General features: G+C 62.1%; 11 protein-coding genes. 8 read left to right on the plus strand and 3 right to left on the minus strand.

Annotation, left to right across the window (positions count from 1 at the left end; translation table 11 throughout):
- The first annotated feature begins 36 nt into the window (after nt 1-36).
- The 4 genes from G533_RS0109300 to G533_RS0109315 all read left to right on the plus strand — a co-directional run bounded on the left by G533_RS0109300 (nt 37) and on the right by G533_RS0109315 (nt 5,542).
- The gene (locus G533_RS0109300; RefSeq protein ID WP_027949724.1) at nt 37-2,358 is read left to right on the plus strand and encodes a TonB-dependent receptor; all 2,322 of its coding nucleotides are present in this window, start codon (nt 37-39) and stop codon (nt 2,356-2,358) included.
- Between the two features lie 21 nt (nt 2,359-2,379).
- A complete protein-coding gene (locus tag G533_RS21325) occupies nt 2,380-3,321 on the plus strand; it encodes a winged helix-turn-helix transcriptional regulator (protein WP_051230156.1) in 942 nt (313 codons plus the stop codon).
- A gap of 74 nt (nt 3,322-3,395) precedes the next feature.
- On the plus strand, nt 3,396-5,087 hold the full coding sequence (gene paaN / locus G533_RS0109310; RefSeq protein WP_027949725.1) for a phenylacetic acid degradation protein PaaN: 1,692 nt from the start codon (nt 3,396-3,398) through the stop codon (nt 5,085-5,087).
- A 26-nt stretch (nt 5,088-5,113) separates the two neighbouring features.
- Entirely contained in the window at nt 5,114-5,542 is a 429-nt protein-coding gene (locus G533_RS0109315) for a nuclear transport factor 2 family protein (protein WP_027949726.1), read from the plus strand.
- 13 nt (nt 5,543-5,555) lie between these two features.
- Here the strand turns inward: G533_RS0109315 and G533_RS0109320 are convergent, their stop codons facing one another.
- Complete coding sequence (locus G533_RS0109320; protein WP_027949727.1) at nt 5,556-7,058, minus strand: YifB family Mg chelatase-like AAA ATPase; 1,503 nt, start codon at nt 7,056-7,058, stop codon at nt 5,556-5,558.
- Nucleotides 7,059-7,107: 49 nt separating this feature from the next.
- Complete coding sequence (locus G533_RS0109325; RefSeq protein WP_027949728.1) at nt 7,108-7,368, minus strand: accessory factor UbiK family protein; 261 nt, start codon at nt 7,366-7,368, stop codon at nt 7,108-7,110.
- A 306-nt stretch (nt 7,369-7,674) separates the two neighbouring features.
- Between G533_RS0109325 and G533_RS0109330 the strand changes: the two genes are divergently transcribed.
- The 3 genes from G533_RS0109330 to G533_RS0109340 all read left to right on the plus strand — a co-directional run bounded on the left by G533_RS0109330 (nt 7,675) and on the right by G533_RS0109340 (nt 10,054).
- Nucleotides 7,675-8,349: a TorF family putative porin gene (locus tag G533_RS0109330; protein ID WP_027949729.1), complete on the plus strand. Its 675-nt coding sequence runs from the start codon at nt 7,675-7,677 to the stop codon at nt 8,347-8,349.
- Between the two features lie 62 nt (nt 8,350-8,411).
- Nucleotides 8,412-8,750 (plus strand): P-II family nitrogen regulator, encoded by a 339-nt coding sequence (gene glnK / locus G533_RS0109335; protein ID WP_027949730.1) that lies wholly within the window; start codon nt 8,412-8,414, stop codon nt 8,748-8,750.
- A gap of 32 nt (nt 8,751-8,782) precedes the next feature.
- Complete coding sequence (locus G533_RS0109340; RefSeq protein ID WP_027949731.1) at nt 8,783-10,054, plus strand: ammonium transporter; 1,272 nt, start codon at nt 8,783-8,785, stop codon at nt 10,052-10,054.
- A 60-nt stretch (nt 10,055-10,114) separates the two neighbouring features.
- Here the strand turns inward: G533_RS0109340 and G533_RS0109345 are convergent, their stop codons facing one another.
- Nucleotides 10,115-11,131: an alpha/beta fold hydrolase gene (locus G533_RS0109345; protein WP_240472410.1), complete on the minus strand. Its 1,017-nt coding sequence runs from the start codon at nt 11,129-11,131 to the stop codon at nt 10,115-10,117.
- Nucleotides 11,132-11,233: 102 nt separating this feature from the next.
- Between G533_RS0109345 and glnT the strand changes: the two genes are divergently transcribed.
- Nucleotides 11,234-12,586, plus strand: a complete 1,353-nt coding sequence (gene glnT / locus G533_RS0109350) for a type III glutamate--ammonia ligase (RefSeq protein ID WP_027949733.1) — start codon at nt 11,234-11,236, stop codon at nt 12,584-12,586.
- Nucleotides 12,587-12,630: the final 44 nt, after the last annotated feature.

Consider the following 12,630-nt stretch of genomic DNA (forward strand, 5'->3'; position numbering starts at 1 on the left):
CCCGCCTCAATAATCATAAAACCCTGAGGGGCTACCATGACGCATTCCAAACTCCGTATTGCGATTCACACCCTGGCGGCTGTGCCCTTTGCCCTGCCCTTGCTGGCGCACGCCCAGCAACAACTCGAAGAGGTGGTGGTCACCGCCGAAAAACGTGAGCAGAGTATCCAGGATGTCCCCCTGTCCGTGGCAGCGCTCGCGGGCGACGACATCGAAGTGGGCAAGATCAGTGGCCTGAATGACATTGCCTTTCGCACGCCGGGCCTGACCTACAACCAGTTCAGCATCGGCGAGCCGCGCATCTACATTCGCGGCATCGGCAACAGCTCGGATTCTGCGGGCAGTGACCCCGCGGTGGGTGTGTTCCTGGACGAGGTGTATATCGGGCGCACGGGTGGCGTTGGCTTCGATCTGTTCGACCTGGAACGGGTGGAAATTCTGCGTGGCCCGCAGGGTACGCTGTATGGCAAGAATACCAACGGCGGCGCGATCAATATTGTGACCTCGCGTCCCAGCCAGGAAACCGAGGTGCGCGTGCGTGTCTCCGCCGGCACTGACGCGTTGCGCCACTTTCAGGGCCTGGCCAGCGGTGGCCTGACGGACAACCTCGCGGCAAAGATTGTCTATTCCTATCGCGATCGCGACGGCTACAGCCGCAATGTCATCACCCCCGGCGACATCAGCACGCTTGGCAACCTTTCTCAGAGCACCATCATTGGTCCCAGCATCGGCGCGGAGGGTGCCGGGGAGCGGCGTGACGACGCGCGTTCGGTCAACGTGCGCGGCCAGCTGTTGTTCGATATTACCGAGCGCGTCGACCTGTTGCTGAGTGCGGATTATGCGCGGGATGAAACCTCGGGTCCCTGCCGCCACATCCAGAACGTGGACAATGCCATTGCCGGCCTCGGCCCGTTCTGGGAGCTCAACATGTCGGACGAGTACAAGGCCGATGAGCGCCATTGTGCAAGCCAGTTCGACACCTCGCAAAAGCGTGAGGTGAACGGCGTCATGGCGCGCCTGGAGGCAGACCTGGGCTGGTCCAGCCTCACTTCCATTACGGCCTGGCGTTCCAGTGAGTACAACTGGGTGGACGACCTTACCGGGCTGCCGTTGAACAATCTGACCGCACCATCACCCGCTGGTGTGCCGCTGCCCCCCGGCTTCTTTACCACCCCCGGCAACGTGATCAACGGCGCCGAGGAAGATGCCTCGCAGTTTTCCCAGGAATTCCGACTGGCTGGCAACACTGATCGCATCAACTGGCTGGCTGGCGTGTTCTTCATGGAAGAGGACGTGGAGCGTGGCGAGGAGTTCTACACGCAGTACAGCACGCCGCTGCAGGGCCTGGGCCTGGCTGCGGTCGGGGATGTGCTGTTCACACAGGACAATGCGACCACGAGTTACGCCGTTTACGGGCAGGCCGACTGGTCCTTTACCGATCAGCTTACCCTGACCTATGGCGTGCGCTGGGCCGAGGATGAAAAGGAGATCACCCAGAATTCCATTGACCTGCTGGGCACCACCCCGTCCGGGGTGCCGCTGATCCTGCCGTCCTTTGCCGCGCCCGTATCGGCCGATGATTCGTGGTCGGAGGTGACGCACAAACTGTCGCTGGCCTACCGGCCGACAGACGACCTGATGCTTTACGCGACCTACTCCGAGGGTTTCAAGAGTGGCGCCTTTCAGTCCCAGACCAACCTCCCAAGCGTGGCAACGCAGCCCGTAGACCCGGAGGTGGTGGAAAACATCGAAGTGGGCATGAAGTCCTCGTGGTGGGATCGTCGCCTGCAATTCAACCTGTCCTACTACGATATGGACTACGAGGACCTGCAGGTGTTTGAGCTGAACAGTCGTTTCCTGCTCGTGCTGCTGAATGCGCAGGCAGAATCGAAGGGTGTGGAGGCCTCGATAGACCTGGTGCCGATCGAGAACCTGACCTTGAACGCCAGCTACAACTGGAGTGACGCCACGTTCAAGGAGTTCACCAACTCCAATGGCCTGGACCTTGCCGGGCGCGATCTGCCTTTTGCACCGGATGCTGCCCTCACCACGACGGCGAACTACCGGGTCAATCTGGCCAATGGTGGCGCACTGGACTTCGGCGTCAGCTACAGCTGGAAAGACGAGTACTTTACCGGGCCGCAGAACCGCGCGGTGGAGCGTCAGGCCGCGATCGAGCTGCTGGACGCCAGTGTCAGCTGGACCAGTGCAGATGGTTCCCTGGCAGTGGACCTCTGGGGCAAGAACCTGAATGACGAGGTGCAGGTCAGCAACCGCATTGTTGACCCCACCGGCGTCACCTCGGAGTATTACATGCCCCCGCGCACGGCGGGCGTCACGCTCACCAAGAGCTTCTGAGGTCGCCCGCAGCGCTTATTCATGGAAAAGCTGAGAACCCGCGCCAGTTCCATCAACCGTGCCCTGGATCAGATAGGGGATAAATGGTGCCTGCTGATTATTCAGGAGGTGTTCTGGGGCGTGAATACGTTCAGCGGCATGCTCGAGGCCACCGGCGTATCTCGCGGCGTGTTGTCCAACCGCCTCAAATGGTTGCAGGCTCAGGATTGCCTGCGCAAGCGTGTTGCCACAGGGGGTTCGCGTCACCCGGTCTATCACCTGACCCGCAAGTCGGTCGACCTGTACCAGATGTCACTGATGGCGGTGGCCTGGGAAGAGCGTTATTTTCCGCCACAGGAGGCGGGCAAGGTGCATTTGCGCCACCGTTCCTGCGGCAACACCTTGCACCCGCGGTTGCGCTGCGGCACCTGCCGGCAGGACGTACACGGGCGTGACGTCGCCTATCACCCTGGCCCCGGTGCCACCCGCGATGTGCGCGACAAGAAGGTGCGGCGGCGTTCCTCACTCTCGGCGTTCGATGTGCCGGGGGAGCATAGCGTGTACCGCAACCTGATCGACCTGGTAGGAGACCGCTGGACGGCAAATGTGATCGCGCTCGCCTTCCACGGGTTACAGCGCTTTGATGAGTTTCACCAGGAATTGCCGGTGGCAACCAACATTCTTGCCGACCGCATGCGGTTCCTGGTCCAGCAGGGCGTTTTTGTCACACGGCCCTACCAGCAGCGGCCACTGCGTCAGGGTTACGAGCTGACCGAGAAGGGCTGGGATCTTTTTCCCTACTTCCTGACACTGCTGCAGTGGGGTGATCGCTGGTGTGACCCCAGCGGTGCGGGTCGCCCCATGTGTCTGACCCATACGCTGTGTGGCGAAAACCTCCACGGTGAGGTGGTCTGCAATCACTGCGGCGAAGAGCTCAGCGCTCACTATGTCGACTTCAGCATCGGACCAACGCCAGCCGTCTAGCTCGTAGCTTGCATAAACATACCGAGTTGTGACACTGTGCACGGCGATAACCGCTACAACCTACGGAGAGCCCGATGAGCGCCCTGTTCACCAAACATCAGGACCTGCTGACCAAAGCGCTGGACGCCTGCAGCCAACGCTACGCTTGGAGTGGCTGGCCGGAAAACCCGAGCAGCAAGATTCACGGCGATGAAAAGCCCGCCGTAGGATTGGCGCGCTTTGAGGCGCTGCTGGGGCAGGATTTTCCGCTGGCGCAGCCGGCAGAGGTGGCCCGGGTGGGGGAGGAAGTGTCGCCCTACACGGGGGAGCCGCTTGGCGTGCGTTACCCGCGGGCCGACCCCGAGGTGCTCTTTACGGCCATCAACTCGGCGCGCCCCGCCTGGGCGGCGGCCACACCGGAAGCGCGGGTGGGCGTGTGCCTGGAAATCCTGCAGCGCTGTGGTGAGCAGCTGTTTGAAAACGCCCACGCCACCATGCACACCTCCGGGCAGTCCTATGTGATGGCCTTTGCCGGCAGTGGCGCCAACGCCCTGGACCGCGGCCTGGAAGCGCTGGCCTACGCGCACAAGGCCATGCAGGATGTGCCGGCCACTGCGCACTGGGAGCGCAAGTTCGGGCGCGATGGTGTTGCCAGCCTGCACAAGCGCTACCGCCTGGTGCCGCGTGGCATCGGCGTGGTGATCTGTTGCGCCACGTTTCCCCTTTGGAATACCTACCCCGCGCTGTGCGCTTCGCTGGCCACGGGCAACCCGGTGGTGCTGAAACCCCATCCCGCGGCGACGTTGCCGGTGGCACTTGTGGCGCGGGTGTGCCGTGAAGTGCTCGCAGAAGCCGGCTACGACCCCAACCTGGTCACACTGGCTGCCGATACGCGTGCGGAACCGGCCACGCTGCCGCTGATTCAGCACCCGGACACCGCCATTATCGATTTCACCGGCAGCCCCCGTTTCGGCAGCTGGCTGGAGCAGAACTGTCCTGGCAAGCAGGTCTATACGGAAACCGCCGGCTGCAATTCTGTGGTACTGGAATCCACCGATGACCTGCAGGCAACAGCGCGCGCGGTGGCCCATTCACTGTGTCAAGCGTCGGCCCAGATGTGCACCAGCGTGCAGAACATTCACGTGCCAGCCACCGGGGTGCGCGTTGCGGGGGAATGGGTGCCGCATGCCGAGGTCGCGGCGGCCATCTGCAGCGCCGTGGACGGCTGGCTGGCCGACCCGCGGGCCGCGGCAACCCTCTGCGGTACGCTGTTTGATCCGGCGGTGCAAAGCAACGTCGATCGCTACCGCCAGCTGGCCGCCGCGCAGCAGCGGATTCTGCGAGACTCCGCGCCCTATGAAAACCCGGGTTTCCCGGCGGCGCGCACGGCAACGCCGCTGGTCATTGCCGCCAGCGAGGACGATCGCGACTGGTATCGGGAGGAAGTCTTCGGGCCGGTGTCGTTCATTATTGCCAACGCCGATGCCGAGGCCTGCCTGCGGGACGCCACCGGCAACGCCCGCGACTGTGGCGCCATTACCTCCCATGTATACTCGACGGATGCAGAGTTTCTTGCCCGGGCCGTGGATGCCTACCACGCGGCGGGCGCGTCGGTTGCCTGCAACCTGACCGGCATGCCGATCAACTTTGCGGCCGCCTACTCGGATTTTCACGTCACTGGCCTGAATCCGGCGGGGAATGCCTGTCTGGCGGATCTGGCGTTTGTCAGTAACCGGTTTCGGATTGTGCAGAGCAAGTTCATGGGGGTGGCGCCGGCGTCTGCCTGAGCGGTGCAGCAAGAGAGGGCGAGACAATGGGTACAGAGGAACTGCTGAAGATCGCGTATCAGCACGTCGCGGCTGAAGGGGTGCGGGATTACGCGGCCACACTGGCCACGCTGGAGGCAGACCCGGTCTACGAGCTGTTTCCGGTGGGGCTGCGCATGCGCGGCATGGCTGCGGCCGAGCGCTACTACCGGCATTTCTTCGACCACGTTGCGCCCTGTTTTGATCCGGACAGCATGGTGCTGCACGGCGAGTGGCCGGGTGAAACCGGCGTGGCCATTGAGTACACGGTACGCTACCGTTTCCCCGACGGGCGACAGAAGCCGTTTCGCATTCTGGGCATTCTCACCTACGGCAGCTACGCGCTCACTGGCGAGCGGGTGTATGCGGATGAAGAGCTCCTGCGCATCATGTTTGCCCCGATCTGGGATGAGATGGAGCCCATCAGCGAGGGCTGACCCCGGCGCAGCGTCAAGCCGGCGCTGTAGCCTGCCTGAACGCCAGGGCCTCGGTTACATGCTGCAGGTTGATGCAGTCGGCGCCCTCCATATCCGCCAGCGTCTGCGCCACACGCAGGCTGCGATGCAGGCCGCGCCCGGAAAGCTGCAGCGCATCTGCTGCCTGCTCGAGCTGCCGACGCGCCTCGGGCCGCAGTACACACTGTGTAGCCAGGGCCTGTGCCGACAGCGCGGCGTTGGTGCATCCCTGACGCGCCTGCTGCCGTTGCCGGGCCGCCAGTACCCGCTTCCGCACGGTAGCTGACGCTTCTCCTTTTGATTGTGTTTCCAGTAGCAGGCGAGCCGGTAGCCGGTGCATGCTGACGTGCAGATCAATACGGTCGAGCAGCGGCCCAGACAGGCGGTGCCGGTAGCGCTGGATGTGCTCGCTGCTGCAGCGACAGCTGTGCTCCGGGTCGCCATAGTAGCCGCAGGGGCAGGGGTTCATTGCCCCGATCAGTTGAAACCGCGCGGGATAGGTGAATTTATGCGCGGCGCGGGACAGGGTGACGGCGCCGGCCTCGAGCGGCTCGCGCAGCATTTCCAGCGCCTGGCGGCTGAACTCCGGCAGTTCGTCGAGAAACAGCACGCCGCCATGGGCAAGGCTGGCCTCGCCCGGCCGTGGTCGGGCGCCACCGCCGATGAGTGCTGCGGCGCTGGCACTGTGGTGCGGGTGGCGAAAGGGCCGGCGCCAGAGGTGCTCCACGCTGGTGCTGTCGTGAAAGCTGTGCAGGGCCGCGCAGGTGAGGGCCTCCTGCATGTCAGGCGGCGGCAACAAACCGGGCAACCGGCTCGCCAGCAGCGTTTTTCCCGTACCAGGTGGACCCACCAGAATCAGGTTGTGATTGCCCGAGGCGGCTACTTCAAGTGCACGCCGCGCCAGCGCTTGTCCGGCGACCTCCATCAGGTCGGGGTAGGGCATGGCAGGTTGCGGCTGTGGCCGGTGCTCCTCTACTGCAAGCCTGTGGCGGCCGTTGAGGTGAGCGCACAGTGTGAGCAGGTCCTCTGTGGCGATGATGCGACTCCCGGGTACGGCGGCGGCCAGCGGCGCGCTCGCCGCCGGGGTTACCAGTGCGCGCCCTGCGGCGCTGCAGGCCAGCGCTGCGGGGATGATGCCCGGCACCGGTCGCACGGCACCGCTCAGGGCCAATTCGCCAACAAATTCGTGGTCGGTGAGAGCCGATGCTGGCAGCTGCCCGGAGGCGGCAAGAATGCCCAGCGCGATGGGCAGGTCGAAGCGGCCACCTTCCTTGGGCAAATCGGCAGGTGCCAGGTTGACGGTGATACGCCGGTCGGGAAACTCGAAGTGGGTCTGCTGCAGAGCGCAGCGCACCCGGTCGCGGCTCTCGCGCACGGCGGTTTCCGGCAACCCGACAATCTGGAAGGAGGGCAGCCCGTTGCCGAGGTGGGTTTCCACCTGTACCAGGGGCGCTTCTATGCCTACCGCAGCGCGGCTGTAAATGATGGACAGTTCCATGGCTCATCCTTGAGCACAGACCCGCATTGCCTGCAAACAGTATGACGGGTCAGGTTTTTGCCTGTGAGGCTTCGAATTCCTTGGTCAGGGTTTCCAGTTCGGATTCCAGCTGCGCGACGCGCGCCCGGGTTCTGGCGAGTATTGCGGCCTGGGCATCAAATTCCTCCCGGCTGACAACATCCAGCTTGCCCAGCGCCGACTGCGCCAGGGCGCGGGCTCCTTTGTCGACCTCGGCGCGCAAGCCGGGGCTGCCGACCAGTGCCGACATTTGCTGCAGTACCTCGCCTATTGGCGGCGGTTTGAGGGCCATGACGCGTGAATCCTTAGTCAGCCAGAACAGTGTGCAGTGTAGAGGAATTGTAAAAAGACGCACAGATCATCTGGGTGCACCAATTGTGTGCGGCGCGCCGCATTGGTGCGTGGCGCACCCGCTGAGGCCCCCCTCAGGCAGGCCCTCCAGAGGCGGAAAAGTTGAATAAGTGTATGTAATAAATAGAAAAAACCATGGTTGGCACAGCACCTGCAAAGCTCGGACTGCAAAAAGTGAATTATGCAGATCAGAAAAGTTCCGTGCCGAGCACACATTTTTTGACTGCCAAACCAAGGAGAACGACACATGCTGCACAAAAAACTGCTTCCCGCTTCCCTCGCCGCCGTCCTGTTCGCAGGTGCTGTTTCTGCCCAGGCGGAAATCAGCGGTAACGTCACCCTCGCCACTGACTACGTGTTCCGTGGTATTTCGCAAACCGACGAGAAAGGCGCCATTCAGGGTGGCTTTGACTGGTCTGGCGATACCGGCCTGTACGCCGGCATCTGGGCCTCCAACGTCGCTTTCGGTGGTGCTACTACCGAAATGGACTACTACTTCGGCTACGCCGGCGAGACCGACGGCGGCTTCGGCTACGACGTGGGCATCATCTACTTCGATTACGAGGGTGAGTCTTCCCTCGACTACATCGAATACGCCCTGGGCCTGAGCTACGCCGACTTCAGCGTCGGCTTCGTCTACTCAGACGAGTTTGGTGATGGCGGCCCCGAGTACATGTACTACTCGGCCGGTTACTCTCTGGGCCTCACCGAAGCCATCAGCGTGGATTTCAACATCGGTTTCACTGATACTGACCAGGACGACTACTGGGAAGCCGGCGCTGACAGCTACACAGACTATGGCGTCACCTTCGGTTACAGCGCCATGGAACTGGATTTCGCCCTCGCGCTGATCGGCACCGATCTGGACGATGTGGAAGCTGCGGACGACCGCATCGTGTTCTCCATCTCGAAGAGCCTGTAAGCGTTTCGGGACTGAAACTTACGGCGCCCCACGGGGCGCCCTGCTGATACCTGGAGACTGACATGAAATTAATAACGGCGATCGTCAAGCCATTCAAACTGGACGACGTGCGCGAAGCACTTTCCGAGATCGGTGTACAGGGCATCACTGTCACCGAAGTGAAAGGCTTTGGGCGCCAGAAGGGGCACACCGAGTTGTACCGGGGTGCGGAGTATGTCGTGGATTTTCTGCCGAAAGTGAAGATTGAAGTAGCGGTAGCCGAAGCGTTGGCCGAGAAGACCATCGAAGCCATCACCCGGGCTGCCAACACCGGCAAGATCGGTGACGGCAAGGTGTTCGTGTCCACGCTGGAGCAGGTGATTCGTATTCGTACCGGCGAGACCGGCGAAGACGCCATCTAAATCCACCGAGACTAACTACGAGAGTGATTCCCATGGAAAACCAGATATTTGAATTACAGTACGCGATGGACACCTTTTATTTCCTGGTGTGCGGCGCCCTCGTGATGTGGATGGCGGCCGGCTTCGCAATGTTGGAGGCGGGCCTGGTGCGCGCCAAAAACACAACGGAAATTCTGACCAAGAACGTGGCGCTGTACGCCATTGCCTGCACCATGTACCTGATCTGCGGTTATCAGTTCATGTACGACGGTGGCTTCTTCCTCTCTGGCGTCACCACCGTGGCACAGATGGACGATGTGGCGGTAGCCTCCGTGCTGGCAGACTCGGCAGAAGCAGGGTTCGGCGGTGATTCGGTGTACTCCGGCGCGTCCGACTTCTTCTTCCAGGTGGTGTTTGTCGCCACGGCGATGTCCATTGTGTCCGGTGCGGTAGCCGAGCGCATGAAGTTGTGGGCGTTCCTGGCCTTTGCCGTCGTCATGACCGGTTTCATCTACCCGATCGAGGGCGGCTGGACCTGGGGTGGCAAGGCGGTTCCGTTCATTGGTGAGCTGTCCTACAGCGACTACGCCGGCTCAGGCATCGTGCACCTTGCTGGTGCGGCTGCAGCGCTTGCGGGTGTTCTGCTGCTCGGTCCGCGCAAGGGCAAGTACGCAGCTGACGGTTCGGTCAAGGCGATTCCTGGCGCCAACATGCCGCTGGCCACGCTCGGTACCTTCATCCTCTGGATGGGTTGGTTCGGCTTCAACGGTGGCTCAACCCTCAAGCTGGGTGGCATTGCCGTTGCCAACGAAGTGGCCAACGTGTTCCTGAACACCAACGCCGCTGCTGCCGGTGGCCTGATTGCCGCACTGCTGCTGTCACGCCTGATCTTTGGCAAGGCCGACCTGACCATGGCTCTGAACGGCGCACTGGCCGGCCTGGTGGCGATTACCGCCGAGCCTGCTGACCCCACCCCGCTGCTGGCGATGATCATCGGTGCGATCGGTGGTGTGATCGTGGTGTTCAGCATCGTGGCGATGGACAAGGTGAAGATCGACGATCCGGTTGGTGCTATCTCAGTACACGGTGTCGTGGGCATCTGGGGCATCTTCGCGGTCCTGCTGTCTGACCCCGACGCGACCTTCATGGGTCAGCTGGTAGGTACCCTGGTGATCTTTGTCTGGGTCTTCGGCGCCAGCCTTATTACCTGGGCCATCCTCAAGGCGGTCATGGGCATGCGCGTGAGCGAAGAGGAAGAGTACGAGGGTGTCGACATGTCCGAGTGCGGTATGGAAGCCTACCCGGAGTTTGTGGCACAGAAGTAAGCAACAGCTTGCGGGCGCATTGATGCAATGCGTGTTTGGGGGCCTTCGGGCCCCCTTTTTTTATTCTCGGGCGGTCGCGGCGAGCAGCTCGCTGGCCGCCGCAAAGATGCAACGTGTTTCCTCGGGCAAGCGACCGGGCCCACCCGCGACATGGCCAAAGCGCGACTCTATTACCCGGCATTCCATGCCCATCGAGGTGGCATCGCGCGTGGCGTCCTCCGCGGTGAAGTAAAGGTCGGTGCTGGAAGGCATGAGGATGCCGGGCCCATGTGACCGAGCTTTTTCACCAGCCGCAGGCAGCAGGTTTGCGCTCTGCCAGGTGCGCAGTTGCAGCAGCAGGTTGTTGGCATCCTGGCTCAGGTGATCTTCCACCCAGTACTGCAGCAGGTCCTCGATGCTGGCAAACCCCAGGGTGCGATAGAGTTCGTCGCGGAAGAAGGCCTGGCTGTAGGCCCAGCCCGCGTAGACCGTTGCGAAGGCGCTCAGCCCACGCGCGGGCGGCACGGGGTAGCGCCCCTCGGCGAAGGCCGGGTCCGCAGTGAGTGCGGCCGCCACACCTTCCAGGAAAACCCGGTTGTGGGGATAGCATTTTGCCGTTGCACAGACGGCCAGTACGCTGTCGGCGGCGGCCGGGTATGCCTGCGCCCATTGCAAGGCCTGCAGTCCGCCCATTGACCAGCCCATCACCAGTCGCGGGGTGGCGCCGCCAAAGCGGGCTGTCAGCAGCGCCTGCTGAGCGGTGACGTTGTCGGCAATACTGGTGAGCGGAAAGTCCGGTCCCGCCTGGGGTGGGGGCGTATTACTGGGTGAACTGGACTCGCCCGCGCCAAAAAGGCAGGGAATGATCACGCAGTAATCGCCGCCCCCCAACGGGCTGGCGGGGTCGTCGGCCCAGGGGCGGTTGCTAGCGCCTGTGCCGCCGTAGTAGGTGGGCAATAGCACAAGGTTATTTTTTGGTGCGTTCAGTGCACCAAATTGGTGGTAGTGCAGCCGGGCGCTGCGTAACACCGCACCACTTTGCAGTGTGAAATCCCCCAGCTCGTGATCATGTTCCTGCCAATATGCGCTATTTATCAATGGGTTGACTCCTATTCCGAGCTTTTAAATTTAAACATACATTCTGGCATGTTTCTTGGATGCTTCGGTGTAGCAAGAAACATTCCCGTCTATGGAGCTCTTATGGAAATTGAACAGTTGAAACAGCGGTGCCTGGAACAGGGCGTTAAATATGGCATAGCGAGCTACGTGGATATTCACGGCGCGAGCAAGGGCAAGTTTGTGCCGGTTGGCCACTTCAAGCAGATGTTCGCCGGCTCGGAGTTGTTCACCGGCGCCGCGCTGGATGGCGTGCCGCAAGACATCGCTGACAACGAGGTGGCCGCCATGCCGGATATGGCCTCGATGCAGCAGTGCCAATGGAATCCCGAGCTGGCCTGGTTTGCCAGCGACCTGTACCTGGATGGCAAGCCCTTTGAAGCCTGCTCTCGCAGTATTCTCAAGCGACAGTTGGCGAAAGCGGCCTCCATGGGGTTTACCTTCAACCTGGGGATAGAAACCGAGTTCTTCATTTTGCGCAAGGCGGATGATGGTCGCCCGGTGCCCTTCAGTGACCGCGACACGCTGGGCAAGCCCTGCTACGACATTCCCAGCATGATGGACAATATCGGCATCATTGATGAATTGGTGCAGGCCTTGAGTGGCATGGGTTGGGGTGTTTACTCCTTTGACCACGAGGACGCCAACGGCCAGTTCGAGATCGACTTCAACTACGCCGATGCCCTGACCATGGCCGATCGCCTGGTGTATTTCCGCTTGCTGGCCAATGAGATCGCGCGCAAGCACGGCGCGTTCGCCAGCTTCATGCCCAAGCCCTTTGCCGACCGCACGGGGAGCGGCGCGCACTACAACATGTCGTTGGCCAGCGCGGAATCCGGGCAGAACCTGTTTGCTGTCTCCGCGGAAGATGACCGCTATGCCTGTGGTGTCTCCGAGCTGGCTTATCAGTTCATTGGCGGTGTGCTGCGCCACGCCAAGGCGATCAGCGCGGTGGTGGCGCCGACGGTGAACAGTTACAAGCGACTGGTGCGCCAGGGCAGTATGTCCGGCTCCACCTGGGCGCCGGTGTTCTGCTGTTATGGCAACAACAATCGCACCAACATGTTGCGCATTCCCAGCGCAGGCGCGCGCGTAGAGTGCCGGGCACCGGATATCGCCTGCAACCCCTATCTGGGTGCAGCGCTGATGCTCGCCGCCGGCTTGGAGGGTATTGAGCAGGGTATTGACCCGGGACAGCCACACCGGGAAAACATGTACCATTACAGCGATGCCGAGATCGCCGAGGCGGGGATCGAGTGCCTGCCCAAGACGCTCTCCGAGGCCACCGATGCCATCGCCGGGGATGAGCTGGCCTATAAGGTGCTCGGTGCCGATATGCACAAGGCCTTTGTCGACTTCAAGCGGGCCGAGTGGGACAGCTACCACAACACCGTATCCGACTGGGAGGTGGCACGTTACCTGCGTCTCTTTGCCTAAACAGCGCCGGGCTCCCCGGTGCGGTGCTTTGCGCCGCCCGGGGT

The organism is Haliea salexigens DSM 19537 (assembly GCF_000423125.1).
Classification (GTDB): domain Bacteria; phylum Pseudomonadota; class Gammaproteobacteria; order Pseudomonadales; family Halieaceae; genus Haliea; species Haliea salexigens.

Bases quoted from the DNA above. Each gene is read 5' to 3' on its own strand.
- G533_RS0109300 (WP_027949724.1), top strand. From the start codon at position 37: ATGACGCATTCCAAACTCCGTATTGCGATTCACACCCTGGCGGCTGTG.
- G533_RS21325 (WP_051230156.1), top strand. From the start codon at position 2,380: ATGGAAAAGCTGAGAACCCGCGCCAGTTCCATCAACCGTGCCCTGGAT.
- paaN (WP_027949725.1), top strand. From the start codon at position 3,396: ATGAGCGCCCTGTTCACCAAACATCAGGACCTGCTGACCAAAGCGCTG.
- G533_RS0109315 (WP_027949726.1), top strand. From the start codon at position 5,114: ATGGGTACAGAGGAACTGCTGAAGATCGCGTATCAGCACGTCGCGGCT.
- G533_RS0109320 (WP_027949727.1), bottom strand. From the start codon at position 7,058: ATGGAACTGTCCATCATTTACAGCCGCGCTGCGGTAGGCATAGAAGCG.
- G533_RS0109325 (WP_027949728.1), bottom strand. From the start codon at position 7,368: ATGGCCCTCAAACCGCCGCCAATAGGCGAGGTACTGCAGCAAATGTCG.
- G533_RS0109330 (WP_027949729.1), top strand. From the start codon at position 7,675: ATGCTGCACAAAAAACTGCTTCCCGCTTCCCTCGCCGCCGTCCTGTTC.
- glnK (WP_027949730.1), top strand. From the start codon at position 8,412: ATGAAATTAATAACGGCGATCGTCAAGCCATTCAAACTGGACGACGTG.
- G533_RS0109340 (WP_027949731.1), top strand. From the start codon at position 8,783: ATGGAAAACCAGATATTTGAATTACAGTACGCGATGGACACCTTTTAT.
- glnT (WP_027949733.1), top strand. From the start codon at position 11,234: ATGGAAATTGAACAGTTGAAACAGCGGTGCCTGGAACAGGGCGTTAAA.